The following is a 413-nucleotide window of genomic DNA, read 5'->3' on the forward strand; positions in this document are numbered from 1 at the left end:
TTTGGCGGCGGCGCCGGTCAGGGTCACGCTGGTTTCGGTAGTGACGCCGCCGTTGACGATTTCCACATTGCTCGGCAAGCCCTTGACCGAAGTGATGGTCGGCGCCGTGGCGGGGGTCACGGTGAAGGTCCGCGCTGCCGAGGTCGCACCCGGCGCATACAACGCCTTGGCGGTGAAGCTCTGGGGCGCAGTCGTCAGGCCGGTCACCGTCAGAGTCCAGATACCGGTCGTTGGATCGGCAACGGGCTGACCTTTGGAGACGGTACCCAGCAGCACATCGACCTTCTGGCCTTTGGCGGCGGCGCCGGTCAGGGTCACGCTGGTTTCGGTGGTGACGCCGCCGTTGACGATTTCCACATTGCTTGGCGAGCCCTTGACCGAAGTGATGGTCGGCGCCGTGGCGGGGGTCACGG

General features: G+C 66.1%; 1 pseudogene. It reads right to left on the bottom strand.

The annotated features are described in order from the left end of the window. Positions 1-413, bottom strand: a pseudogene (locus ACM6JM_RS19275) (hypothetical protein); the annotation flags it as partial.

The sequence above is a fragment of the Pseudomonas sp. IT-P2 genome, assembly GCF_949767575.1.
Taxonomy (GTDB): Bacteria; Pseudomonadota; Gammaproteobacteria; order Pseudomonadales; family Pseudomonadaceae; genus Aquipseudomonas; species Aquipseudomonas pharyngis.